Source organism: Immundisolibacter sp., from assembly GCF_041601295.1.
GTDB lineage: Bacteria > Pseudomonadota > Gammaproteobacteria > Immundisolibacterales > Immundisolibacteraceae > Immundisolibacter.
Map to the genome: position 1 here is coordinate 14,247 of NZ_JBFIII010000002.1, position 24,255 is coordinate 38,501.

Annotated in this window: 28 protein-coding genes; 21 read left to right on the plus strand and 7 right to left on the minus strand. The window is 64.5% G+C overall.

The features are described 5' to 3' along the window. Positions 1–19 precede the first annotated feature (19 nt). From purH to hemF, 3 genes are read left to right on the plus strand one after another with little or no spacing between them, the layout of a single operon-like run. Positions 20–1,579 (plus strand): bifunctional phosphoribosylaminoimidazolecarboxamide formyltransferase/IMP cyclohydrolase, encoded by a 1,560-nt coding sequence (gene purH, locus ABZF37_RS00485; RefSeq protein WP_372715589.1) that lies wholly within the window; start codon positions 20–22, stop codon positions 1,577–1,579. Positions 1,580–1,592: 13 nt separating this feature from the next. Next, complete coding sequence (gene purD, locus ABZF37_RS00490; RefSeq protein ID WP_372715591.1) at positions 1,593–2,894, plus strand: phosphoribosylamine--glycine ligase; 1,302 nt, start codon at positions 1,593–1,595, stop codon at positions 2,892–2,894. Between the two features lie 39 nt (positions 2,895–2,933). Then, a complete protein-coding gene (gene hemF, locus ABZF37_RS00495; RefSeq protein WP_372715593.1) occupies positions 2,934–3,845 on the plus strand; it encodes an oxygen-dependent coproporphyrinogen oxidase in 912 nt (303 codons plus the stop codon). A gap of 160 nt (positions 3,846–4,005) precedes the next feature. On the opposite strand, the gene ABZF37_RS00500 is transcribed toward hemF, so the two are convergent. Further along, positions 4,006–5,256 carry a murein hydrolase activator EnvC gene (locus ABZF37_RS00500; protein ID WP_372715595.1) on the minus strand — a complete coding sequence of 417 codons (1,251 nt, stop codon included), beginning with the start codon at positions 5,254–5,256 and terminating at the stop codon, positions 4,006–4,008. Between the two features lie 21 nt (positions 5,257–5,277). Between ABZF37_RS00500 and ABZF37_RS00505 the strand changes: the two genes are divergently transcribed. Genes ABZF37_RS00505 through ABZF37_RS00520 form a run of 4 tightly spaced genes read left to right on the plus strand, consistent with a single transcriptional unit; the run spans position 5,278 to position 7,582 of the window. Next, the gene (locus tag ABZF37_RS00505) at positions 5,278–5,769 is read left to right on the plus strand and encodes a rhodanese-like domain-containing protein (RefSeq protein ID WP_372715597.1); all 492 of its coding nucleotides are present in this window, start codon (positions 5,278–5,280) and stop codon (positions 5,767–5,769) included. A gap of 37 nt (positions 5,770–5,806) precedes the next feature. After that, positions 5,807–6,064: a glutaredoxin 3 gene (grxC, locus tag ABZF37_RS00510; RefSeq protein ID WP_372715599.1), complete on the plus strand. Its 258-nt coding sequence runs from the start codon at positions 5,807–5,809 to the stop codon at positions 6,062–6,064. A 29-nt stretch (positions 6,065–6,093) separates the two neighbouring features. Beyond that, positions 6,094–6,567, plus strand: a complete 474-nt coding sequence (secB, locus tag ABZF37_RS00515; RefSeq protein ID WP_372715601.1) for a protein-export chaperone SecB — start codon at positions 6,094–6,096, stop codon at positions 6,565–6,567. A gap of 19 nt (positions 6,568–6,586) precedes the next feature. Beyond that, a complete protein-coding gene (locus ABZF37_RS00520; RefSeq protein WP_372715603.1) occupies positions 6,587–7,582 on the plus strand; it encodes an NAD(P)H-dependent glycerol-3-phosphate dehydrogenase in 996 nt (331 codons plus the stop codon). Positions 7,583–7,662: 80 nt separating this feature from the next. Here the strand turns inward: ABZF37_RS00520 and ABZF37_RS00525 are convergent, their stop codons facing one another. Next, entirely contained in the window at positions 7,663–8,445 is a 783-nt protein-coding gene (locus ABZF37_RS00525) for a tetratricopeptide repeat protein (protein WP_372715605.1), read from the minus strand. A gap of 43 nt (positions 8,446–8,488) precedes the next feature. Continuing rightward, complete coding sequence (locus ABZF37_RS00530; RefSeq protein WP_372715607.1) at positions 8,489–8,980, minus strand: tRNA (cytidine(34)-2'-O)-methyltransferase; 492 nt, start codon at positions 8,978–8,980, stop codon at positions 8,489–8,491. Between the two features lie 3 nt (positions 8,981–8,983). Here ABZF37_RS00530 and ABZF37_RS00535 point away from each other — a divergent pair, with 3 nt between their 5' ends. Continuing rightward, entirely contained in the window at positions 8,984–9,925 is a 942-nt protein-coding gene (locus ABZF37_RS00535; protein ID WP_372715609.1) for a dihydroorotate dehydrogenase, read from the plus strand. A 12-nt stretch (positions 9,926–9,937) separates the two neighbouring features. Here ABZF37_RS00535 and ABZF37_RS00540 read toward each other — a convergent pair whose 3' ends face one another. Next, positions 9,938–10,651: a ComF family protein gene (locus ABZF37_RS00540; RefSeq protein WP_372715611.1), complete on the minus strand. Its 714-nt coding sequence runs from the start codon at positions 10,649–10,651 to the stop codon at positions 9,938–9,940. Positions 10,652–10,725: 74 nt separating this feature from the next. On the opposite strand from ABZF37_RS00540, the gene bioB reads away from it, so the two are divergent. The 9 genes from bioB (at position 10,726) to ABZF37_RS00585 (ending at position 19,604) form a co-directional block, all read left to right on the plus strand. Beyond that, on the plus strand, positions 10,726–11,736 hold the full coding sequence (gene bioB, locus ABZF37_RS00545; RefSeq protein ID WP_372715613.1) for a biotin synthase BioB: 1,011 nt from the start codon (positions 10,726–10,728) through the stop codon (positions 11,734–11,736). Continuing rightward, entirely contained in the window at positions 11,733–12,893 is a 1,161-nt protein-coding gene (bioF, locus tag ABZF37_RS00550) for an 8-amino-7-oxononanoate synthase (protein WP_372715615.1), read from the plus strand. Before bioB ends, bioF begins: the two co-directional genes overlap by 4 nt. A gap of 34 nt (positions 12,894–12,927) precedes the next feature. Further along, entirely contained in the window at positions 12,928–13,812 is an 885-nt protein-coding gene (gene bioC / locus ABZF37_RS00555; protein ID WP_372715617.1) for a malonyl-ACP O-methyltransferase BioC, read from the plus strand. A 14-nt stretch (positions 13,813–13,826) separates the two neighbouring features. Next, complete coding sequence (gene bioD, locus ABZF37_RS00560; protein ID WP_372715619.1) at positions 13,827–14,492, plus strand: dethiobiotin synthase; 666 nt, start codon at positions 13,827–13,829, stop codon at positions 14,490–14,492. A gap of 144 nt (positions 14,493–14,636) precedes the next feature. Continuing rightward, positions 14,637–15,182 (plus strand): DUF2244 domain-containing protein, encoded by a 546-nt coding sequence (locus ABZF37_RS00565; RefSeq protein WP_372715621.1) that lies wholly within the window; start codon positions 14,637–14,639, stop codon positions 15,180–15,182. 59 nt (positions 15,183–15,241) lie between these two features. Continuing rightward, a complete protein-coding gene (coxB, locus tag ABZF37_RS00570; RefSeq protein WP_372715686.1) occupies positions 15,242–16,315 on the plus strand; it encodes a cytochrome c oxidase subunit II in 1,074 nt (357 codons plus the stop codon). A 60-nt stretch (positions 16,316–16,375) separates the two neighbouring features. Beyond that, positions 16,376–17,953 (plus strand): cytochrome c oxidase subunit I, encoded by a 1,578-nt coding sequence (gene ctaD / locus ABZF37_RS00575; protein WP_372715623.1) that lies wholly within the window; start codon positions 16,376–16,378, stop codon positions 17,951–17,953. A gap of 120 nt (positions 17,954–18,073) precedes the next feature. Beyond that, on the plus strand, positions 18,074–18,661 hold the full coding sequence (locus ABZF37_RS00580; RefSeq protein ID WP_372715625.1) for a cytochrome c oxidase assembly protein: 588 nt from the start codon (positions 18,074–18,076) through the stop codon (positions 18,659–18,661). Between the two features lie 61 nt (positions 18,662–18,722). Next, positions 18,723–19,604: a cytochrome c oxidase subunit 3 gene (locus tag ABZF37_RS00585; protein ID WP_372715627.1), complete on the plus strand. Its 882-nt coding sequence runs from the start codon at positions 18,723–18,725 to the stop codon at positions 19,602–19,604. On the opposite strand, the gene ABZF37_RS00590 is transcribed toward ABZF37_RS00585, so the two are convergent. Continuing rightward, a complete protein-coding gene (locus ABZF37_RS00590; protein WP_372715629.1) occupies positions 19,592–19,858 on the minus strand; it encodes a DUF2909 domain-containing protein in 267 nt (88 codons plus the stop codon). The two genes, ABZF37_RS00585 and ABZF37_RS00590, sit on opposite strands and share 13 nt — an antisense overlap. A gap of 97 nt (positions 19,859–19,955) precedes the next feature. Between ABZF37_RS00590 and ABZF37_RS00595 the strand changes: the two genes are divergently transcribed. The 4 genes from ABZF37_RS00595 to cyoE are packed head-to-tail and all read left to right on the plus strand — an operon-like array spanning position 19,956 to position 23,157. Then, on the plus strand, positions 19,956–20,675 hold the full coding sequence (locus ABZF37_RS00595; RefSeq protein ID WP_372715631.1) for an SURF1 family protein: 720 nt from the start codon (positions 19,956–19,958) through the stop codon (positions 20,673–20,675). Next, on the plus strand, positions 20,653–21,231 hold the full coding sequence (locus tag ABZF37_RS00600) for a hypothetical protein (protein ID WP_372715633.1): 579 nt from the start codon (positions 20,653–20,655) through the stop codon (positions 21,229–21,231). The genes ABZF37_RS00595 and ABZF37_RS00600 overlap by 23 nt, the downstream gene beginning before the upstream one ends. 11 nt (positions 21,232–21,242) lie before the next feature. Next, positions 21,243–22,256: a heme A synthase gene (locus ABZF37_RS00605; protein WP_372715635.1), complete on the plus strand. Its 1,014-nt coding sequence runs from the start codon at positions 21,243–21,245 to the stop codon at positions 22,254–22,256. Beyond that, positions 22,249–23,157 carry a heme o synthase gene (gene cyoE, locus ABZF37_RS00610; protein WP_372715637.1) on the plus strand — a complete coding sequence of 303 codons (909 nt, stop codon included), beginning with the start codon at positions 22,249–22,251 and terminating at the stop codon, positions 23,155–23,157. The genes ABZF37_RS00605 and cyoE overlap by 8 nt, the downstream gene beginning before the upstream one ends. Here cyoE and ABZF37_RS00615 read toward each other — a convergent pair. Both ABZF37_RS00615 and rpoH read right to left on the minus strand, forming a co-directional pair. Further along, positions 23,104–23,370, minus strand: a complete 267-nt coding sequence (locus ABZF37_RS00615) for a DUF2970 domain-containing protein (RefSeq protein WP_372715640.1) — start codon at positions 23,368–23,370, stop codon at positions 23,104–23,106. The two genes, cyoE and ABZF37_RS00615, sit on opposite strands and share 54 nt — an antisense overlap. Then, positions 23,367–24,227 (minus strand): RNA polymerase sigma factor RpoH, encoded by an 861-nt coding sequence (rpoH, locus tag ABZF37_RS00620; RefSeq protein WP_372715642.1) that lies wholly within the window; start codon positions 24,225–24,227, stop codon positions 23,367–23,369. Before rpoH ends, ABZF37_RS00615 begins: the two co-directional genes overlap by 4 nt. Positions 24,228–24,255 lie beyond the last annotated feature (28 nt).

The following is a 24,255-nucleotide window of genomic DNA, read 5'->3' on the forward strand; positions in this document are numbered from 1 at the left end:
TCCTCGCCGCAGGTTCAACGTGACACATTCGGTACGCCGCGCCCTGATCAGCGTGTCCGACAAGGCCGGCGTGGTCGATCTGGCCCGCCGCCTTGCCGCCCGTGGCATCGAACTGGTTTCCACCGGCGGCACCTGCCGCGCGCTGCGTGAGGCGGGCCTTGCCGTGCGCGAGGTGGCCGAGCTGACCGGTTTTCCGGAAATCATGGACGGGCGGGTCAAGACCCTGCATCCGATGATCCACGGCGGCCTGCTGGGTCGGCGCGGCACCGACGATGGGGTGATGGCCCAGCACGGTATTGGCGCCTTCGACCTGCTGGTGCTGAACCTGTATCCGTTCGAGGCCACCGTGGCGCGGCCGGACTGCACGCTGGATGAGGCGGTCGAGCAGATCGACATCGGCGGTCCGGCCATGCTGCGCGCGGCGGCCAAGAATTTCCGCCACCTGGCGGTGCTGACCGAGCCCGGCCAGTACGCGGCGGTGCTGGCACAGATCGAGGCGAGCGGCGGGGTAGGGGATGCGGACCGCTTCGCCCTGGCGGTGGTGGCCTTCAACCATGTTGCCAACTACGACGCGGCGATCAGCGACTACCTGTCGGCGATCCGCCCGGACGGCACGCAGGCGCAGTTTCCGGATCAGGCAAACGGTCGCTTCGTGAAGCTGATGGACTTGCGCTACGGCGAGAACCCGCACCAGCAGGCGGCCTTCTACCGCGACCTGCAGCCGGCGCCCGGCACGCTGGCGACGTTTCGCCAGTTGCAGGGCAAGGAACTGTCCTACAACAACCTGGCCGACGCCGATGCCGCCTGGGAGGCGGTGCGCGGCTTCGAGGCGCCGGCCTGCGTGATCGTCAAGCACGCCAATCCGTGCGGCGTGGCGCTGGGCACGGACCCGGCCGACGCTTACGCGCAAGCCTATGCCTGCGACCCGACGTCGGCGTTTGGCGGCATCATCGCCTTCAATCGGCCACTGGATGAAGCCGCGGCGCGGGCCATCGTCGGGCAGCAGTTCGCTGAGGTGCTGATTGCGCCTGCGGTCACGCGGCAGGCCCTGGCCGCCTGCGGCGGCAAGCCGAACATCCGCGTGCTGGAAATCCCGCCCGGCGCCGGCCACAACACCCACGATGTAAAGCGCGTCGGCTCCGGCCTGCTGATGCAGACGGCCGACCTGCACGTGCTGGCCGGTGCCGACCTGAAGGTGGTGACGCGCCGCGCGCCCACCGAGGCCGAAACGGACGACTTGCTGTTCGCCTGGGCAGTCGGCAAGTACGTGAAATCGAACGCCATCGTCTACGCCGCCGGGCAGCGCACGCTGGGCATCGGTGCCGGGCAGATGTCGCGCGTTGATTCGGCCCGCATTGCAGCTTTGAAAGCCGCTGAGGCGGGTTTCGAACTGGCCGGCGCGGTAATGGCTTCGGATGCGTTCTTCCCGTTCCGGGACGGTCTGGACGCCGCCGCCGAGCGTGGCATCGCCGCCGTCATTCAGCCGGGCGGCTCCATGCGCGATGGTGAAGTCATCGCCGCTGCCGACGAACACGGCATGGCGATGGTGTTCACTGGCGTGCGCCATTTCCGGCACTGAGCGGGACACCCTGATGAAGGTACTGGTGATCGGCAGCGGTGGCCGCGAACACGCGCTGGCCTGGAAGCTGGCACGTTCGGCGCGCGTCACGCGGGTTTATGTGGCGCCCGGCAATGCGGGCACGGCCACCGAGCCGGGGGTCGGGAATGTTCCGATTGCCGTCGAGGACGTGGCCGGTTTGCTGGCGTTTGCGCAGCGCGAGGCCATCGACCTGACCGTGGTCGGTCCGGAAGGGCCGCTGGTGGCGGGCGTGGTGGACGCCTTCGCCGCCGCCGGCCGGCGCTGCTTCGGGCCGAGTCAGGCCGCCGCCCAGCTGGAAGGCTCCAAGGCCTACGCCAAGGAATTTCTGCGCCGGCATGCTATCCCGACCGCCGCCTACGCGACTTTCGACGAGCTCGCCGCCGCGTTGGGGCACGTGCGGGCGCGCCCGCTGCCGATGGTGATCAAGGCCGATGGTCTGGCGGCCGGCAAGGGCGTGGTGATCGCCCACCGGCGCGAGGAGGCCGAGGCCGCCCTGCGTGCCATGCTGGGCGAGGGGACATTTGGCAGCGCCGGGGCGCGGGTGGTGGTGGAGGATTTCCTGGTCGGCGAGGAGGCCAGTTTCATCGTGATGGTCGACGGTGGCCACATCCTGCCGCTGGCCACCTCGCAGGACCACAAGGCGCGTGACGACGGCGACCTGGGCCCGAACACCGGCGGCATGGGCGCGTATTCGCCGGCGCCGGTGGTCACGCCGGACATCCACGCCCGCATCATGGCGCAGGTGATCGGGCCCACGGTCGCGGCGCTGATCGCCGACGGCACGCCCTATACCGGTTTTCTGTACGCCGGGGTCATGATCGACGTCAACGGCGCGCCGCGGGTGCTGGAGTTCAATTGCCGCCTGGGTGATCCGGAGACCCAGCCGATCCTGGTGCGCCTGCGCTCGGACCTGGTGGAGCTGATCGAGGCGGCGCTCGATGGCCGGCTGGATCAGGTCCACGCCGACTGGGATCCGCGCCCGGCGCTGGGCGTGGTGCTGGCGGCCGAGGGCTATCCGGGCGAGTACGCCAAAGGAACACCCATCCCGGCCCTGCCGGTGGTCGAGCCGCCGGACAGCAAGGTATTCCACGCCGGCACGGCGGTGCAGGATGGGCAGATCGTGACGGCCGGCGGGCGCGTGGTGTGCGTCACGGCGCTGGGTGACAGCGTGGCGCAGGCGCAGCGCCTGGCGTATCGGGTGGTCGGGCAGGTCGCCTGGGCCGGGGCGCTGTATCGGCGGGACATTGGCTACCGGGCCGTGGCGCGCGAGCAGGCTCAGGAGCAACAACCCTGATGCGGCGCAGCCGCCGTCAGGCGACGCGGAGGACTGGCCATGGGCAGCGTTGATGTGCCGGCAGTAGCCGCCTACCTGACCGACTTGCAGGACCGGATCTGCGCCATGCTGGAGGCCGAGGACGGCGAGGGCCGGTTCGTCGAGGATCCCTGGCAGCACCATGGCGGCGGTGGCGGGCGCACCCGGGTGCTGGAAGCCAGCGCCGTAATAGAACGCGGCGCGGTCAATTTCTCGCACGTGCAGGGCACAGCCCTGCCCGGCACCGCGAGTGCGCGACATCCCGATGTCGCCGGTTGCCGCTTCGAGGCGCTGGGGGTGTCATTGGTGATTCATCCGCAGAACCCTTACGTGCCCACGTCGCACGCCAATGTGCGGCTGTTCGTGGCGCAGCGCCCGGATGCGGCGCCGGTGTGGTGGTTCGGCGGGGGTTTCGATCTGACGCCCTATTATGGTTTTGACGAGGATTGTCAGTTCTGGCACCGCCAGGCTCAGGCCGCCTGCGCTGCGTTCGGCGACGGCCTTTACCCCCGCCTGAAGCGCTGGTGCGACGAGTATTTCTGCAACCCCCACCGCGCCGAGCAGCGCGGCATTGGGGGCCTATTCTTTGATGACTACGACAGCGGTGGTTTCGATCAGGCCTTTGCCTTCATGCGTAGCGTCGGCGAGCACTACATGCGGGCATACCAGCCGCTGCTGACGCGGCGCAAGAACATGCCGTTCGGACCCCGCGAGCGTGATTTTCAGCTCTACCGCCGCGGTCGTTACGTGGAATTCAACCTGCTGCACGATCGCGGTACGCGCTTCGGGATTCAAAGCGGCGGCCGGGCGGAGTCGATTCTCGTGTCGATGCCGGCGCTGGCCGCCTGGCGCTACAACTGGCAGGCCGAACCCGGCACGCCAGAGGCGGCGTTGACCGAAAAGTACCTGCAGCCGCGAGACTGGCTGGGTTAGTGGTCGGTTGGGGCCGCTGCGGACCGGTTTATGTCCGGCGCGGCGCGGGGGCTCCGCCACCCGCGGCGTCTGCCGTGCCCAGTCGCAGAAATCCATTGCCACACTTTCAGGCGTTGGCGGCCTGGGACGTCCGGGAGCGGCCCGGGCAGATATCTTCGATCTAGCTGCCGCACCAGATGGACGGGTTGACGGGTTTTCCCTGGTGGCGGATTTCGAAATAGAGGCCGCTGGCGCTGCCGCGGTCGCCGACCTGGGCGATCGCTTCACCCGCTGACACGCGTTGGCCTGGGCGCTTCAGGACGGCGTCGTTCTGGCCATACAGGCTCAGGTAGCCCTCGCCGTGGTCAACAATCACCAGCAGGCCGTAACCGCCCAGCACATCCGCGTAAACCACCTTGCCGGTGTGAATCGTGCGCACCGTGGCGCCTGGCTTGGCGCTGATGACCACGCCTTCCCAACGCATCCGGCCGCTCTCGCGCGGGGTGCCGAAACGGGCCGTCAGGCGACCGCTCAGCGGCCACGGCAAATGGCTGCGCCGGGCGGAAAAACGTTGGCCCGGCAGGCTGGGTGTCGGCCTGGCGTTGACCAGGGGTCCGGGCGGCTGCGACTTTTTCGGGTCCGCTTTTCGTGCTGCGCTTGTCGGGGGCGTAGGGGCCGGTTTTGCGGCACGTTGTTGTGCCTGGCGGCGCGCAATGTTGGCCAGCAGCGTTTTCAGTTCGCGTTGGTCCTGCTGGAGGCGTTTCACGCGCTGCTCGCCGCTGGAAACGTCCTGCTCCGCCTGAGCCAGTAGCGTTTTTCGCTCGGCACGCAGGCGTTCGAGTTCCCGGCGCTGCTGGTCCAGCTGTGCGTGGCTAGCGCTGAGCACCTCGGCGTCGGCGATGATTCGGCTCTCGCGCGCCTCGAATGCATCCAGCTGCTCGCGCAGGCTGGTCAAACGGGCCGTTTGCGCATCGGCGAGGTAGCGCTGGTAGCGCAACTGGCGCGCCAGCTTGGCCGGATCCTGCTGCTGCAACAGCAGTTTGAGTCGATCGCTGGTTCCGTTGCGCGCGGCGAGCGCAAGGCTGCGCCCGAGTATTCGCCGCTGACGTTCAATCTCGGCGCGAGCCTTGGCCTGTTCGGCGCGCAGGCTGGCGAGAGCCTGTTCCAGGGCGGTGGCCTGCCGCTGTGTGCTTAGCAGCTGTGAGTTGATCTGCGCCACCTGCTTGTCGGCTTGCGTCAGGCGTTCGCGCAGGCTGTCGCGTTGCGTCAGGCGCTGGCGTAGCGCCCGCAGCGCCTGGCCCAGATCGCTGCCCAGCTGCTCCAGCCTGGACTTCGCCTGCGCGGTGTCCTGCGCCAGCGCCTGCGGAGCAACGCTGATCGCGATCAGCAGGCACAGACTGGCGGAACGAAGAAGTTTGGGCAGCGGAGGCACAGCGCCGGTCGGGGATTGGAGGTGTTTCGCGGACCGCGCATAGTAAACTCTCGCCTGCGCTGGTCCCAGCGTTCAGCTCTTCATCTCTTAACTGGCTCGGTTGCCATGGCGTTTGTTATTGCCAACATTGAACTGTTCGCCGCCTTCGGGGTGGTCGCGAGTCTGCTTTGGCTCACGTTTTATGCGGATCGGTTCTTCGGTTACTCGACCACCCTGCCCGGCGACGCGGTGCGGCTGATGAACGACGGTGCGAGCGTGATTGATCTGCGTCCAGCCAGCGAATTCGCTGCCGGTCATATCGCCAAGGCCGTCAATGTTGTGCCCGAGGCGCTCCCCGGCTGGGCCGGAAAACAGCGCAAGGGCAAGATTGGCACGGTGCTGTTGATTACGGGGCCCCGTCAATCAGTCATTGGCCCCGCAAGGTTGTTACGCGGACTCGGCTTTGAACCGGTGCATCATCTCAAAGGCGGCATGCCCGGATGGGTGGATGCACAGCTGCCGCAGGTGAAATGACAGCGCTGTCACAGTCCCCGTAGCGGAGTCCGTTTGCATGGTAACCATCTACACTGGCGCGCTTTGCGGCTATTGCGCCATGGCCAAACGCTTGCTTGAGGACAAGGGCGTCGCGTATCAGGAAATCCCGGTCGACCTGGACGTGGCGCAACGCGCCGATATGGAGCGGCGCAGTGGTCGGCGGACCGTGCCACAGATTTTCATCGGCGAGCAGCACGTCGGCGGATACGACGATCTGGCCGCTCTGGATCGCGCCGGTCGGCTGGATGCACTGCTCGCCGGCCCGGACACCTGAACCCGTATTTCACACCGAGGAAACCGTTTATGACCGACCAGACCGCCGCCGCGCCATCGCCGCAGTTCCACATCCGCCGCATCTACGTGAAGGATATGTCCTTCGAGTCACCCAAGGCGCCGCAGGTTTTCGAGACCGAAACGCAGCCACAGATCGACATGCAGCTTGGCGCGGGCGCCACGCTGGTGTCCGAGAACATGCATGAGGTGGTGGTTAATGTGACGGCCACCGTGCGCAGCGGTGAGGAGACCGTGTTCCTGGTTGAAGTGCAGCAGGCGGGGCTGTTTCATATTGAGGGCGTGGCGGCCGAGCAGATGGGCTGGGTGCTGGGTGTCACCTGCCCGAATGTATTGTTCCCCTATGCTCGGCAGGTGGTGTCGGATGTCACCGTGGCGGGCGGGTTCCCGCCGTTGCTGCTGTCGCCGGTCAACTTCGAGGCGCTATACCAGCAACATCTGCAACGCGAGCAGGGGTCGCAGAGCGCCGCCGAGGTCAAGCACTGAAGTCGATCGGGTCACCGCCATGAACCAGACCCTGGCCGTGCTTGGGGCAGGTTCCTGGGGCACCGCACTGGCCATTGCCCTGGCCCGTGCCGGGCACGCGGTCCGGCTGTGGACCCGTCAGGCCGACGATGCCGCAGCGATGACCGCGCTGCGCGTCAACGCCAGGTTTCTACCCGACATCGTGCTGCCGCCGTCACTGACGGCTACCGCCGATCTTGGCGTGGCGCTGCAAGCCGTCGATGGAGTGCTGGTGGTGGTGCCGAGCGCCGCGTTTCGTGAGCTGGCCCGCAGCTTGCGGGGACTGCTTCCGCTACCCCAGCTGGCCTGGGCGACCAAGGGGTTTGAACAGACCAGCGGCAAGCTGTTGCATCAGGTCGCGGCCGAGGAGCTTGGGTCGCGGGTGGTCTGCGTGGCGATTTCCGGCCCCAGTTTTGCGGGCGAGGTGGCACTCGGCCAGCCGACGGCGCTGACGGTGGCGTCGTCGCACGCGGCAGCGGCGGATTTCTGGGTGGATTGCCTGCATGGGGGCACCTTGCGGGCTTATCGCAGCGATGATCTGGTGGGCGTGCAGGTCGGTGGCGCGGTCAAAAACGTGCTGGCGATTGCAGCGGGGATCGCCGATGGCCTGGGGTTTGGTGCCAATGCACGGGCAGCCCTGATTACTCGCGGGCTGGCCGAAGTACAGCGCCTGGGCGTGGCACTCGGGGGGCGTCGGGACACGTTCCTGGGCCTCAGTGGCGTCGGCGACCTGGTGCTGACCTGCACCGACGACCAGTCGCGTAACCGCCGTGTCGGCCTGGCGCTGGCGTCTGGCAAGAGTTTGCAACAAGCGGTCGCCGCCCTCGGTCAGGTGGCGGAAGGCGTGCTCACCGCGCGCGCCGTGCAGCGTCTGGCGACGCATCTTGACGTGCCGATGCCCATTTGTGATGAGGTTTACCGTGTGTTGTACGAGGATCGCGACGTGTTGCAGGCGGTGCGCGACTTGCTGGCGCGCGAGCCCTCGGCGGAGCTGTAGCCAGGCCGTCGGTATCCGGTCCATACGTGTCTGAACCGGTGTTGATCCCCCTCACAGCGACTGAACCGCCAAGCGGCCGCTCACGGCTTGGGCTTTGGTCCTGTGTGGCCGGCGTGCGGTGTTTCGGTACCGGCGTCGGCGCTGAGGCGGGCGTGCAGTTCTCGTGCTCGCTCCTGGGCATCCATGATCCGATCTGCCGGAATCTGGTTTAAAACCTGATCGCGCAGCCGCGTGGCATCGTCCAGCCCCTGGGCGGCGGCAAGACTCAGCCAGACATAGGCGGCGATTTTGTCGATGGGTGTGCCCAGACCCTCGTAGTACATCTGGCCCAGAGCGAACTGGGCACGCGCATGGTGCTTGTCGGCGGCCAGTTTCAGCCAGTTCAGCGCCGCGCGGTAATCCTGCACGACGCCACTGCCCTCAAGCAGCGCCATACCGAAACGATACTGGCCTTCGCGGTCTCCGGCGGCGGCGGCCTGTGCATACCAGCGGCTCGCTTGCCTGGCATTCGCCAGCACGCCATCACCCTCGGTGTATTGTCGGGCCAGTTCGATCTGTGCCGAGGTGTCGCCCGTGTTGGCTTTTTGTTGCAGTTCGGTGGTGGCGTTCTTGAATGTCTGTGCCGGTTGCGTACGATCGTTGCCCCACATCAGGTGATAGGCAATGACAAGCAGCGGTGTCGCCAGTACGAGTATCGAGGCGAGCATCAGCCCCAGCAGAAAGCGGTCCAGGCGCCAACTGCGTCGCCCGCATTTGCGGCAGCGGTAGGCGCGGCTCAGCTTGCGCTGAGTCCAGGTGTCGCCCGGGTGCGCGGAAGCGGGTCGAAGATCAGAGCTGGAACAGGCAGGGCAGCGCAGTTGCACGGACGAGGAGTGGTTATCAGTACGGGTGCCAGACGATGGAGGCTTAGCTGGCTTGCGTCAAGCACCGTGGCCGCTCAGCCCCGACGTAGGCCTGTTGGCGCCAGGCCTCGAATGTCGCCACTGCCACCGCATTCGATAGATTGAGGCTGCGGTTGCCTGGCCGCATGGGCAGGCAAAGCACGTGCTCGGGCGGCAAGGTGTCCAGTACCGCCGACGGCAGGCCGGTGGTCTCGGGGCCGAACATCAGCGCATCGCCAGGCTCAAAGGTGGCGTCGCTGTACAGCCGCTGCCCTTTGGTACTGAATGCCCACAGTCGGTGCCCTGGCAGGGTCAGCAGGCAGTCGGCAACAGTGGCGTGGCGCCGTACCGTCGCATATTCGTGGTAATCGAGTCCGGCACGGCGCAGGCGCACATCGTCCGGTTCGAAGCCGAGCGGCTCGATCAAGTGCAGCGCGGCGCCGGTGTTGGCACACAGCCTTATGATGTTGCCGGTGTTGGGCGCAATTTGCGGTGAATAGAGAATGATGTGGAACATGCAATGCTGACCTCGAGCGATGCCCAGCTGCTGCGCACCGAGTTGTGCGGTCTTGTCCTCAAGACACCGCTGGTGCTGTTGTCCGGCTGCGTCGGGTTTGGGCAGGAATATACCCGGGTGGCCGGTTTTTCCAACGCCGACGCGGGGATGCTGGTGCTCAAGGGCACGACGCTTGAGCCGCGTCTGGGCAATCCGCTGCATCGGCTGGCCGAGACCCCCGCTGGCATGCTGAACGCCATCGGTTTGCAGAATCCGGGCGCGCGGGCGGTGGTCAGGGACATTCTGCCGCGACTGGATTTGTCGGAAACGCTGTTCGTCGCCAATGTCTCGGGCGCCACCATCGAGGAGTACGTCGAGGTTACGCGCATCTTCGACGACTCGCCGGTAGCGGCGATCGAGCTGAATATTTCCTGTCCCAACGTCAAGGCCGGCGGGGTGCAGTTTGGCAACGACCCTGACATGTCGGCGCGGGTCGTGGCGGCCTGCCGGGCGGCGACGGGAAAACCATTGATCACCAAGCTGTCGCCGAATCAGACGGACATTGCCGAGAACGCCCGCCGTTGTGTCGAGGCAGGTACCGACGCGTTCGCCGCCATCAATACCGTGCAAGGCATGGCCGTGGACCTGGATCGGCGTCAGCCGGTACTGGGTAACCGCCAGGGTGGCCTGTCCGGTCCCGCCATCAAACCGATCGCGTTGCTTAAGGTGCGCCAGGTTTACGAGGTGGCAGCGCCGCATGGCGTGCCCATCATTGGCCAGGGTGGGGTGAATTCAGCCCAGGACGCGCTTGAGTTCCTGCTGGCCGGCGCCAGCGCGGTGGGGGTGGGCACGGCGCTGTTCTATGATCCGTTGATCTGTTCCGCGATCAACGCCGGCATTGCGCAGTATCTGCGCAGCCAAAGCCTGGATAACGTGCGGGAACTGGTTGGGCAAATGAGCTGGTGACTGGCGGCGACGTCAGCGATCCGGTCCGGCCCGGCACAGCGCCCACACATCCACTCGCTCCACGCCGCCGCGTTTGAGCGCCGCCGCCAGTTCGCCCGCGGTGGCGCCAGTGGTCATGACGTCGTCAATCACGGCCACGTGCCGAGCCTCTGGTGGGTTGGCCACGACAAAGGCACCGCGCAGGTTACGTCGTCGCTCGGCGCGCGAAAGACCGGGTTGTGGCGCCGTGGCGGATTTTCGCTGGCAGGCGCGGCTGTCCATCGGGATGCTAAGGCGCCGGCCGCACTCCGCGGCAATGGCCTGTGCCTGGTCGTAGCCGCGCTGGCGCAGTCGGGCGCGGTGCAGGGGCACCGGTATGAGCAACTGCGGTCGTTCCCACTGTGCCGAGCGGGCGACCGCGGCCAGCAGGGCGCCTGCCAGGCGCGCGGTGCCCAAACGGCCGCCGAACTTGAGGCGCTGCACCAGACGGTCTACCGGGTCGGCATAAAGGAAAGCGCCATGAGCAAGGTCCTGTGGTGGCGCGCGGCGCAGGCAACGCCCGCACAGGCCATCCTGAGGCAAGGGTTCCGCGCAGCGCCGGCAGGCATGCTTCAGGCGTGGCAAATCCTGCCAGCAGCCGGTACACAGTGGCAGGCCAAATTCGCCCCGGCCGCCGCACAGCGTGCAACTTGGCGGTAAAAGCCAGTCGAGGATACGCTCGGCAGTCTTGTTAACCTGGGAATGCATGACCGGTTGACAAGCCTCTTTCGCCGGTTAAGCTGCGCGCAGCATAAACCCGTTCCCGATCGCCGGAGACCGCCTTGACCGACATTCGACATGACTGGAGTCGCGCCGACATAGGTGCCTTGTTCGACCTGCCGTTCAACGATTTGATTCACCGTGCCCAGACTATCCACCGCCGGTATTTCGACCCCAATGCGGTACAGGTGAGCACGCTGCTGAGTATCAAGACCGGTGCCTGCCCGGAGGATTGTGGCTATTGCCCGCAAAGTGCGCGCCACGATACGGAGCTGAAACACGAACCACTCATGGCACTGGAGGCGGTGGTGACGGCCGCCCGCGCCGCGCGGGATGCCGGTGCCAGCCGCTTCTGCATGGGCGCGGCATGGCGTAACCCGCGCGAGAAGGACTTCGTGCATGTTCTCGATATGGTGCGCGAGGTGAAAGCCCTGGGACTGGAAACCTGCGTGACCCTGGGCATGCTGCACGGCGACCAGCCGGAACGCCTCAAGTCAGCCGGCCTCGATTACTACAACCACAACCTCGACACCTCGCCCGAATACTACGGCCAGGTCATCACCACACGGACATACCAGGACCGCCTGGATACCCTGGAGCAGGTGCGCGCCGCTGGCGTCAATGTGTGCAGCGGCGGCATCGTCGGCATGGGTGAGGCCCGCCAGGATCGGGTCGGCCTGTTGCAGGCACTGGCCAATTTGCCTCAGCATCCGCAAAGCGTGCCGATCAACTACCTGGTACAGGTGGCCGGCACCCCATTGGCGGGTACTGCCGGGCTCGATCCGTTCGAGTTTGTGCGCACTATTGCCGTGGCGCGCGTGGTCATGCCGGCTTCGGTGGTGCGTTTGTCGGCCGGTCGTGAGGGTATGGACGATGCCCTGCAGGCCTTGTGTTTCCTCGCCGGGGCTAATTCCATTTTCTACGGTGACAAGCTGTTGACTACCGATAACCCCGCCGCCGAGCGCGACCGGGCGCTGTTCGGGCGACTGGGCCTCACGCCGGCCGAGCCGGAGCAGCGCAGCGCTGGTGTCAGGACGGCCGATCGCGCCGCGCCAGTCGCCGCCAGCGGGTGAGCTTCGATCTGCACGCTGGGCTCGCGGCGCGCGAGGCGGCCCAGCTTTATCGTCGCCGCCAGCTGGCGTGTTCGGCGCAGCAGCCGCAGCGCCAGTTCGCCGATGCGGACCTGCTGACGTTCTGCAGCAACGACTACCTGGGTCTGGCCAACCATCCGGCCCTGGCGGCGGCCCTGGCGCGTGGCGCCGAGCGCTGGGGTGTCGGCGCCGGTGCCTCGCACCTGCTGGCCGGACACAGCCATGCCCACCACGCGCTGGAAGAGGAATTGGCCGCGGCTGTCGGTCGCCCGCGAGCGCTGTTGTTTTCGACCGGCTACATGGCCAACCTTGGCGTACTCGGGGCCTTGTTGGACCGCGACGCGGTGGTGTTCTCGGATGATCTGAACCATGCGTCCCTGATTGATGCGGCACGCCTGAGTCGGGCCCGCGTGGAACGTTATGCGCATGTCGATTTGCCAGGTCTGGAGCGCTTGCTTCAGGGCAGTGAGGCGGCCCGGCGGCTGATCGTCACTGACGCCGTGTTCAGCATGGACGGCGATATTGCACCCTTGCCTCAGTTGTCAGCCCTGGCGGCCCGGCATGGCGCCTGGCTGTTGGCGGATGATGCACACGGCTTTGGCGTGCTCGGCGCGCACGGCGGCGGCAGTGCCGAGTTGTTCAAGCTCGATGTCGATGCACTGCCGGTGCTGATGGGTACGCTGGGCAAGGCGCTGGGGTGCTTTGGCGCCTTTGTGGCTGGCAGTGAAGCGCTGATCGAGACCCTGATCCAGCAGGCGCGTAGTTATATCTACACAACGGCCATGCCACCGGCCTTGGCCGAGGCGGCACGGGTGGCGCTGCGCCTGGCGCGCGAGGAATCCTGGCGGCGCGACAAGTTGACGTCGTTGATCGCGCGTTTTTGCCGGGGAGCGCGGCAACTCGGCCTGCCGTTGTTGGCGTCCAGCACGCCCATCCAGCCGCTGCTCGCTGGCAGCGCCGAACGGGCACTGGCCTGGAGCGAGCATTTGCGGGCCCATGGCCTGCTGGTGCCGGCGGTGCGACCGCCAACCGTGCCGGCGGGCACGGCGCGCCTGCGCATCGTGCTCAGCGCCGCCCACGACGAGGCGCAGGTCGACCGTTTGTTGCTGGCTCTGGAAAGCATGCCGGGGCGAGGTTGATGGGACGTGTCGAGCGTCGCGCACGGCCCTGAGCATGAACAACGACACCGCGGCCCAGTTTCGGCTCGACAAGCGCCTTGTGCGCGGCGCCTTCAATCGCGCCGCGCCGCACTATGAGGCCGTGGCAGTCTTGCAGCGCACGGTCGAGGCGCATTGCCTGGAGCGGCTCGATCTGATCACGGTCGCGCCGGGGGTGATTGTGGATCTTGGCTGTGGCCCGGGCGCCGCAGGCCGCAGTTTGCTGGCTCGCTACAAACGCGCGCAGGTGCTGGCGCTTGATCTGGCTCCCGCCATGCTGCAACTGGCCCGGCGGCGGCGGCGCTGGTTTTCAGCGCAGCGCTTCGTGTGCGCGGATGCCGAGGCCTTGCCGCTGGCGGCGGACGGCGTCGATCTGGTGTTCAGCAGTCTCGCCTTGCCGTGGTGTAACGATCTTGGGCAGGCACTGGCGGAGGCCTGGCGGGTGCTGCGCCCCGGTGGACTGTTGATGTTCAGCAGTCTGGGGCCGGACACGCTCAAGGAACTGCGCCACGCATGGGGGCAAGTGGACGGTCGTACCCACGTCAACGCGTTCATCGACATGCACGATGTCGGCGATGCGTTGGTTCGCAGCGGCTTTGAGAGTCCGGTACTCGATGTGGAGCACTTCCGTCTGACGTATTCGGATATCGCCACACTGGCGACCGACCTCAGGCGTTCGGGCTCCCGCAACGCGACTGCCGGTCGGCCGGCCCGGCCCATCGGCAAGAGCGCCTGGGCGGCCCTGGCCGCGGCTTACGAGGCGTTTCGCGTGGATGGGTTTTTGCCGGCCAGCTACGAGGTGGTGTACGCCCACGCCTGGAAGCCGCTGCAAGTGCGCCGCCGCGCAGCCGAGGGCGAGCAGACGCTGACCTTCCATCCCGTGCGGCGCGGTTTGACGTGAGCCGCGGATTTTTTGTGACCGGCACCGACACCGGCGTCGGCAAAACCTGGTTCGCAACAGCCCTGATCGCCACGCTGCGTGCCCAGGGGCGGCGCGTGGCGGGCATGAAACCGGTGGCGAGTGGGTGTGACTCAACGCCCACCGGGCTACGCAATGCCGATGCGCTGGCGCTGCTGTCGGCGAGTGGTCTTGATCTGCCGTACGAAGCCGTGAATCCGTACGCGTTTGTGCCGCCGATCGCGCCGCATCTGGCGGCTGCCGAGGCGGACGTGGCCATTCGATTTTCCGTGATTGAGCGGGCTTTTGGCGTGCTCGCGGCACGCTCGGACTGCGTCGTGGTGGAGGCCGTCGGTGGCTGGCAGGTGCCGCTGGGCGAGGATGGCGCGGTGGCCGATCTGGCCAGCTGTCTTGGTCTGCCGGTGCTGCTGGTGGTTGGTCTGCGTCTGGGCTGTCTTAACCACGCCGTGTTGAGTGCACGCGATATATGCCGTACAGGCGCGTCCCTGGCAGGCTGGGTGGGCTGCGCCGTGGACCCGCAGTTCGAGCGTCGCGATGACAACCTCCAGGCGCTGCAGCAACTGCTGCCGGGGCCGTGTTGGGGCCTGCTGCCATATGCACCTCGGGCCGAGCCCATTGATCTGGTGCGACATCTGCGTGTGCCGGTGCAGGATATTGATTGACGCTGGTCAAGAAGCTGCTGCGTGGGCGCCATTCGCCTTGTCAGGAAGGGGCTGTAAAAGGTAGTATTCGCGCGGTTTTTTGTCGCAGGCTGGCGTCGCAGTTCGGGCAAGGACGCGGGACCCGGCCACCCGGGGCAACAGGAGGTGGTGGTGGCGCTGCACAAGCAGCAGGCACGCGATGGGACTTGGCGCTATGAGCTGTGTCCGAACCGGTCCCGGTCCTGGCCGGAAACTCAGCGTTTTTTTGCGGTCATGGTGGTGCTCGGCGGTTCGATTGCGCTGTTGTTTGCCGCTCAGGGTTTGTGGTGGGTCGCGCCGTTCAGCGGACTGGAGCTTTTAGCGCTGGGCGCGGGACTTTATTTTTGTTCGCGGGCGACTTACCAGCGCGAGCTTATTCTGGTGCGTGAGGCCCAGGTCAGCGTGCTGCGCGGCGGTGCGCACCAGCGATCGCAGGTCGACTTCACGCGTGCATGGGCGCAGCTGCGCTGGCGGGCGGCCGCAAATGGGGGAGGGCGAAGCCAGCTACTGCTGGGTTCGCATGGGCGTTACATTGAAATCGGGGCGTTCCTCGTCGATGCCGAGCGCCGCCAACTGGCGGGCGAGCTTGGCCTTTTGCTCGGTCAGCCGAGTTGTGCTGAGTCACCGGTCTTACCGCTGAATACCGGATTGAACAGGGAGATAGGTCTTTGAAGATCGGACAACAACGCAAGCGCTCTGGGTGGCGCATTCTGGGGCTGTTGCTGGGCGGGATGGTCGCCCAACCGGTGCTCGCCGAATATGAAATGAACCTGATGCGTGGCGCCACGGATCTGAGTCACCGTGCGTTTGATCTGCACATGATCTCGCTGTGGGTGTGTGTGGCCATCGGGGTGGTGGTGTTCGGCGCCATGTTCTATTCGCTGTTCGCGTTTCGGAAGTCACGTGGCGCGGTGGCGGCCAATTTTCACGACAACACCACGGTCGAGGTGGTGTGGACCATCATTCCGTTCATCATTCTGATAGCCATGGCCACGCCGGCCACGATCGCGCTGATTGAACTGGAAGACGCATCCGATCCAGGACTCACCATCAAGGTCACCGGTTACCAGTGGCGCTGGCAGTATGACTACCTTGATCAGGGAGTCAGTTTTTTCAGCAACCTGGCGACCAGCAGCCGCGATGCCATCAAGGGTGACCCCAGTTCGGTTGAGAACTACCTGCTGGAGGTGGACGAACCGCTGGTCATTCCGGTCAATACCAAGGTGCGGTTTGTCATCACGTCAGCCGATGTGATCCATTCCTGGTGGGTGCCGGCCTTTGGCTGGAAGCAGGATGCGATTCCCGGGTTCATCAACGACGCCTGGACCAATGTTCCGCAGCCCGGCATTTACCGCGGCCAGTGCACCGAGTTGTGCGGCAAGGACCACGGTTTCATGCCAGTCGTGGTGGAGGCCAAGACGCCCGAGGACTACGAGGCCTGGTTGGCGGGCAAGAAGGCCGAGGCGGAGGCCGCGCTCAGTGGCGCGGACCGGGAGTGGACCTCGGAAGAGCTGATGGAGCGCGGCAAGGCGGTCTACGGTACCTACTGTGTTGCCTGTCACCAGCCGAACGGCCAGGGAATTCCGCCGGCATTCCCGTCGCTGGTGGGCAGTCCCCTGGTCACGGGGCCGGTCGAAGGCCACATGGACATTGTTTTGCACGGCAAGCCGGGTACCGGCATGCAGGCGTTCGGGGCGCAGCTGAACGACGTGGATCTGGCGGCCGTCATCAGCTACGAACGTAACTCGTTCGGCAATACCACCGGTGATTACGTCCAGCCCGCCCAGATCAAAGCAGCGCGCTGAACCGCAATCCTGCGCAAACCATCACGCCAACCCTAAAGACTTAAGGTCCGGAGATTCGCCATGTCCAGCCTGGCTCACGAAATCGAACACCATCACGGTCCCGCGCGTGGACTGTCCCGGTGGCTGTTTACCACCAACCACAAGGACATCGGCACCCTGTATCTGTGGCTGGCGTTGATCATGTTCCTGACCGGCGGTTCGCTGGCCATGCTCATCCGCCTGGAGCTGTTCCAGCCGGGCCTGCAACTGATGGAGCCCCAGTTCTTCAACCAGCTGACCACCATGCACGGCCTGATCATGGTGTTCGGCGCCGTGATGCCGGCCTGGACCGGTTTTGCGAACTGGATGCTTCCGATGATGGTCGGCGCCCCCGACATGGCGCTGCCGCGGATGAACAACTGGAGCTTCTGGCTGCTGCCTTTCGCATTCTCGTTGCTGATGAGTACCTGGTTTCTGAACGGCGGCGCGCCAGCCTTCGGCTGGACCTTTTATGCGCCCCTGTCGACCACCTTCGCCCCCAGCACTACGGATATCTTTATTTTTTCGGTCCACTTGATGGGCATGTCCTCGATCATGGGTGCCATCAATGTCATCGCCACGGTGCTGAATATGCGCGCGCCGGGCATGACCTTGATGAAGATGCCGCTGTTCGCGTGGACCTGGTTGGTCACGGCGTTTCTTCTGATTGCCGTGATGCCGGTGCTCGCCGGTACCGTCACCATGATGCTGACGGATCGTCACTTCGGGACCAGCTTTTTCAGCGCCGCGGGTGGGGGCGACCCGGTGCTGTTCCAGCATGTGTTCTGGTTCTTCGGGCATCCCGAGGTCTACATCATGATTCTGCCGGCATTCGGCGTGGTATCGGAAATCATTCCAACGTTTTCACGCAAGCAGATATTTGGCTATGCCTCGATGGTGTATGCCATATCCTCGATCGCCTTCTTGTCATTTATTGTCTGGGCGCATCACATGTTCACCACCGGCATGCCGGTGGCCGGAGAGTTGTACTTCATGTACGCCACCATGCTGATCGCGGTGCCGACCGGTGTGAAGGTATTCAACTGGGTGGCTACCATGTGGCGTGGCTCCATCACGTTTGAAACGCCGATGCTGTTTGCCATTGCCTTCGTATTCCTGTTTACCATCGGCGGATTCTCCGGCCTGATGCTGGCCATCGCACCGGCGGACATGCAATACCACGACACGTATTTCGTGGTGGCGCATTTCCATTATGTTCTGGTGCCAGGCGCTATCTTCGGTTTGATGGCGGGCACCTATTATTGGCTGCCGAAGTGGACTGGCCACATGTACGACGAGCGCCTCGGAAAGCTGCATTTCTGGATGTCGGCGATTTCCATCAATGTGCTGTTCTTTCCCATGCACTTTGTGGGTCTTGCGGGTATGCCGCGCCGTATCCCTGATTATGCTTTGCAGTTCGCGGACTTCAACCGCATCATCAGTATCGGTGGCTTTGTGTTTGGTCTGTCGCAGTTGCTGTTTGTTTACATCGTCGTCAAGACCATACGCGGCGGCGCCAAGGCGACGGACCGGGTATGGGAAGGTTCCCACGGGCTTGAGTGGACCGTGCCGTCTCCGGCGCCTTACCACACCTTCGCTACGGCGCCGGAAATTCACTAACCATGTCGCCCACTGGCGCCCAGAACCGGCGACGTCCGAGCCGTAAGTTGCTGCTGACGTTGGTCCTGGTGGTGTTGGCTGTTTACGCCATCACCATCTACATCCAGTCGGCCTAGCGCCATGCCGGATACAAATCGTTCCGCATCCGTAGGGCGCACGGTACGCCGCCTGTTGTTGGCGGTTGGCGTGATGTTCGGATTCGGTTTCGCGCTGGTGCCCTTGTACAACGTTTTGTGTGAGGTGGCGGGTATCAACGGCAAGTCCGTTGCCCTTACCTCAGGCGCGAGTTCGACTGCGCCCAGTGAGGCCGGGCCCACAGGACGCGAGGTAACGGTGGAATTCGTTGGCAACGTCAACGCCGAATTGCCCTGGGATTTCAGGCCGGTGGCAAGCCGGATGAAGGTGCGCTTAGGCGAGATGGCCGAGACCAGTTACGTCGCGCATAACCGCGCCGGTTATGCGGTGACCGGCCAGGCGGTGCCCAGCGTGGCGCCCGGTCAAGCTGCCAAGCATTTTCAGAAGATCGAGTGTTTCTGCTTCACCGAGCAGAAGCTCGAAGCAGGTGAACAGAAGAATATGAAGGTGAGGTTTCGCGTTGATCGGTCTTTGGCAGAAGACATCAATACGGTGACCTTGTCCTACACCTTCTTTGATCTGCACAAAGGCGAACACGGTGATCACTCCGGCCATGCCAAGACCGGGGGTTGATCGGTGATCTTTCCTATTCGCATCAATAAAATTCGACCCTAGCATTCGGGAGACGAAGACGATGGCTCAAGCACACGGTGGCTATTACATACCGGCACACGCGCGCTGGCCGATTGTGGGATCGGTCGCGCTGACCACCATGGTTCTTGGCGGTGTTAACTGGCTGCATGATCACAGCATCGGTAAGTTCGTGCTGCTGGCGGGCCTGGCCTTGCTGATCGTGATGGTTTTTGGCTGGTTCGGCGACGTGATTCGAGAGAATCAGACCGGCCAGAACAATGAGCAGGTGGACCGGTCCTACCGCTGGGGGATGGCCTGGTTCATCGTCTCGGAAGTATTTTTCTTTGCCGCGTTTTTCGGCACCCTGTTATGGGCCCGTCAGTTCTCGGTGCCTTGGCTGGGCGGTGAAGGCGACGTCATGAAGGCGCTTTCACACAGCTTTCTGTGGCCCAACTTCGAGGCGACCTGGCCCTTGCTGAATCCACCCAAGGCCGAAGGCTTTGATATTCCCAGTGGAATTGTGTCGGCCTGGGGTGTGCCCGCGCTCAACACCGCCATTCTGCTGAGCAGTGGCGTGACCATCACCATTGCGCATTGGGGCCTGCTTAAAAACAACCGCATTCAACTCGTGCTGGGGATGTGGGCTACCGTTTTGCTGGGTGCAGCTTTTCTGTACTTTCAGGTTGTCGAGTACGCACACGCCATGCACGAGCTGAACCTGACCTTGGCCTCCGGCATTTATGGTTCGACCTTTTACATGCTGACCGGTTTTCACGGTGCCCACGTGACGCTGGGTACCATCATGCTGATCGTCATCACGCTGCGCTGCATGAAGGGGCACTTCACGCCGGAGCACCATTTCGGGTTTGAAGCTGTTGCCTGGTACTGGCACTTCGTCGACGTGGTCTGGTTGGGATTGTTCGTGTTCGTTTACTGGCTTTGAACCGCGGGGGCTGAGGGCGCGACGGCGTGAGGTTTCAACACCCCGCTCGCGAACCCGCCCATCAACAACAGGAACAGGGTCACCGACAAGCCCACTCGCCAGGTCAGAGCGCGGGCCATCCGGTGGGGGTCGCGGCGCGGACCCAGCAGAGCGAAAACGGCAGAGCCAAGGGCCCAGAGGATTGCCACGAGCATGGCAAGAATGATCAGGGTGACCAGCACTGTGGAATCTCGTATCGCGTGGGGATAGGTCATTCTAGCTCCACCCTGCGCTCATAAACGGCCGGCACTGGTGTCATTTCTCCGCTCTGAAGACAACCACTGGGGCTTTCGGCCTAGCCGGGCCGCAACCGTGGCGGTGCTCACGTCGCTGGCGATTTTGCTGGCCCTGGGAAGCTGGCAAGTGTCCCGTGGGCGGGACAAGGCCCGCATGTTGGTGGCGGACGCGCGACAGGCGGCAGCGCCCCCGCTTGATCTGACAGACGCGGGACCGCATACGGCGCTTGCCCAGCGGCAGCGCGTGACGCTGCGCGGACGTTTTCTCGCCGATCGGCAAGGTCTGCTCGATAATCAGGTGCACGGCGGCAGGGTTGGCTACGACGTGCTTACGCCACTGCGGATCACGGGCAGCGACCGCGTTTTTCTGGTCGACAGAGGCTGGCTTCCGGGCGGCCCGCGGCGCAGCGATATTGCGGATTGGGACACACCCAGTGGTGAAGTGACCGTGGTCGGCAGGTTGGGGCGACCGGTTGACATCCCCTTTGTGTCCGGTAGCGCCATTGAGCACTTCGGGCCGCTATGGATGGTCGCGGAGATCAATACGTCTGCGTTGAACGCCGCCCTTGGCCTGGATCTGCATCCGATGGTGGTGCGGTTGGAGGCCGAGTCGGCACATGGCTTCTTGCGTGACTGGCCGGTGGTCGCCATGACCCCCCAGCGGCATTATGGGTATGCGGTGCAATGGTTTGGTCTGGCAGCGGCGGTACTTGGCGTGTATCTGGCTGCGGGCCGGCGACGGGCCAGGGAATTGAAAACTACAGGAGTTACGGATGCCAATCTCAGCACCAAGTGATGCACCGCAGCGGTCCCGCCGGCGCGGACGCTGGGCGCTGATTGGTCTGGCCGCGCTTTTCTTCGGGCCGCTGCTTTTTACCTGGGGATACTACAGCGCAGGATTTACCTGGCGTCCGGCTCCCAAGCTGTCGGGCTCGCTGATCGATCCACCGGTCCAGCTTGCTCCGCAAGACGCTGCGCGACTGGTTCCCGGTCGCTGGAAGGTGGTGGTGGTGGGTGTTTGTAACGAGGCTTGTTGGGGAACGCTCGTCGATCTGCGTCAGATATGGCGTTCCCTGCCACGATTTCAGGATGCCCTGGTCAGGATTTACGTGCATCCACCCGGTCAGGCGCTGAGCAGCGAGCAAATGGCTGAGCAGCCTGGCTTGATCGAAGTCGAGGACGGACAAGGCAGGTTGCTGCCTGCCTTGGCGCTTGCCGCACCGCCGCAAAGCACCGCCTTTATGCTCGTCGATCCGCATGGATTCGCCATGTTGCGGTACGGCAAGGATTTCGATCGCCGCGCCGCCCGCAAGGATATCGATCACTTGCTGCGCCGTTTCGTGCCCAACTGAGGACCAGAACCGTGGCCAGGACATCGCAGCGCCAGGCTGCTGCCCATCCGCTGGCGTACCTGCTCGCCGTCGTATTGACCCTGGTGGTGGTGGTGCTGGGTGCGTATACCCGTTTATCGGATGCTGGACTGGGTTGTCCGGATTGGCCGGGCTGTTACGGTCACATGACGGTACCGAACAACCCGCAGGAGCTTGCGCATGCCCGCGAGGCATTTGCGCACCGGCCACTGGAAGCCGGCAAGGCCTGGAAGGAGATGGTGCACCGCTACGCCGCCGGCATGTTGGGGCTAGCGGTGTTGGGTTTGACGCTGTCTGCGTGGCGTCGGCGTACTGGGCGGATGTTGGCAACAGCAACGTTGGCGCTGATTGGTTTTCAGGCCGCGCTTGGCATGTGGACGGTGACGTTGCTGCTCAAGCCGGTGGTAGTGATGGGCCATTTGCTCGGTGGCCTGGGCGTACTTAGCCTGCTGTGGCTGGGGTATTTGAATGCCCGTTCTTTCGTGCCGCAGCGCCGGGCCGAGCCCCGGCTCCTGCGCCGCCTGGCGCTGCTGGGGATCGCCGTGCTGGCACTGCAGATTGCGCTCGGTGGCTGGACCAGCGCCAATTATGCGGCGCTGGCCTGCCCGACATTCCCTACCTGTATGGGGCAGTGGTGGCCACCGATGGATCTCGCCGATGGCTTCGTCCTGTGGCGCGGTCTTGGCGTGAACTACGAGTTCGGTGTTCTGGATAGTTCGGCCCGAGTGGCAATCCACATGATGCATCGCGCATGGGCGGTGGTGACTTTGCTGTACCTTGCGGGTCTGAGCATCGCGACTATGCGCCGCGAAGCGGGCGCGCTGCGCGTTGTGGCAGCAGCGGTCCTGCTTCTGCTCCTGGCGCAAGTCACCCTTGGAGCCAGCAATGTGTGGTTACACCTGCCCTTGTCGGTGGCGGTAGCGCACAATGCAGTCGCGGCGCTGCTGTTGTTGGCGCTGCTGACGCTGACCCACACTTTGTACCGCGCCGGGGCGAAACGTGTCTGAATCCGTACCGCTGGTCGAACCGGGCCTGCCGCTGTGGCGCGAATATCTGGAACTGTGCAAGCCGCGGGTCGTAGCGCTGATCTGCTTCACGGCGGTGGTAGGCATGCTGCTGGCGGTGCCTGGCATGGTGCCGCTGAACGCGCTTCTGGCCGGCAACCTGGGTATTTTCCTGGCCGCCTCGTCGGCCGCGGTGATCAATCAGGTCATTGACGCCAGAGTCGACGCGCAGATGGACCGTACGCGTAATCGACCGTTGCCGACCGGCAGCGTCAGACCGTCCGATGCCCTGGTGTTTGCCGGGGTGCTCGCCGTGCTGTCCATGGTCTTGCTGGTGGTGTGGGTTAATCTGCTGACGGCAGTGCTGACATTTGCATCGCTGATTGGTTACGCGGTTATCTATACCGCCTATCTGAAGCGCGCTACGCCGCAGAACATCGTGATCGGTGGCGCCGCCGGCGCGGCGCCACCGGTGCTGGGGTGGACAGCGGTTACCGGTACGGTGGATCCCAACGCCCTGTTGTTGTTTCTGATTGTTTTTGTGTGGACGCCGCCGCATTTTTGGGCGCTGGCCATTCGTCGACATGAGGAGTACGCGCGGGTCAAGATTCCGATGCTTCCGGTGACCCATGGTTTGGCATATACGCGTCTGCATGTGCTGCTGTATACAGCGCTGCTGCTGGCGGTCAGCCTGCTGCCGTTCGTGACCCGCTTTGCCGGTTGGCCTTATGCGCTGGCGGCACTGGCTCTGGGTGCGCGTTTCATGCACTGGGCAGTGCGGCTGTACCGCACGCACGACGCCGCTATCGCGTCGGCAACATTTCGCTTTTCCATCATCTATCTGATGGGCTTATTCGCCGCGCTGCTGGTTGACCACTATCTCCCCAGGTGGGGTTTGGGTTGATCCTGAGCCGCGACGATCGCCGAGCGCGAACTGCACTGCTGTGACCAGCACCGCGATCAGCAGCCCCGTTAGCAACAGTCCGGCAAGCACGATGTGCAACGGGCTGGAGCGGGTAGTCCGTTCGAAATTAGCGCGATCACGTACACCCAGGAACGCCCACCCAACTTCCCGAACGACGCCGAAGAAGCCGAAGCGTTTATCACCATCGGTCACGCCGCGTCAGCTTGCAGCGTGCGAGTCAAGCGGCCTAGGGCCTGGCTTTCCAGTTGCCGGATGCGCTCGGCCGATATGCCGTATTTCTCGCCGAGTTCCTTGAGACCAGTCTTCTCCTCGGCCAGCCAGCGTTGTTCCAGAATATCGCGGCTACGGGCGTCAAGGCCCGCCAATCCCTGGCGCAGTCGGCGCAACTGATGCGCGTTCCATTGTTCTTCTTCCAGCGCTTGCGATGGTTCCAGGCGCTGGTCGGCGACGGTGAGTGCTGGCGCCTGCGGGCTGCTTGAATCGGTGTCCGGCTCGGCGTCGAAGGACACCGGGCGGTCGGTCAGACGGGCGTCCATGTCCAGTACGTCCTGGGGCAGCACGTTGAGCTCGTGGGCGATCTCCTGCGCCTGTGCTTCGCTCACCCGGCCCAGGCGCTGTTTGTGTTGACGCAGGTTGAAGAACAGCTTGCGCTGCGCTTTGGTGGTGGCGATCTTGACGATGCTCCAGTTGCGCAGGACGTATTCGTGAATTTCGGCGCGAATCCAGTGCACGGCGAACGACACCAGGCGCACCCCGCGATTCGGATCGAACCGGCGCACCGCCTTCATCAGGCCGATTGCGCCTTCCTGAATCAGGTCGGCCAGCGGCAGGCCATAACCGTTATAGCCACGGGCGACATGAATCACATGACGCAGGTGCGAGGTAACCAGTTGGCGTGCGGCCTCAAGGTCATTGTGCTGGTGCAGGCGCAGCGCGAGCGCGTGCTCTTCGTCGGCAGTCAGGTAGGGTGCCTGATGGGCGGCGCGCACCAGTTGGTTCAGGTTGCCAACGGCTTGCAGCGACAAGGGAATGGTGAGAGCTGTGGACATGATGGCCTCCCGTGCGATCAACGGCTAA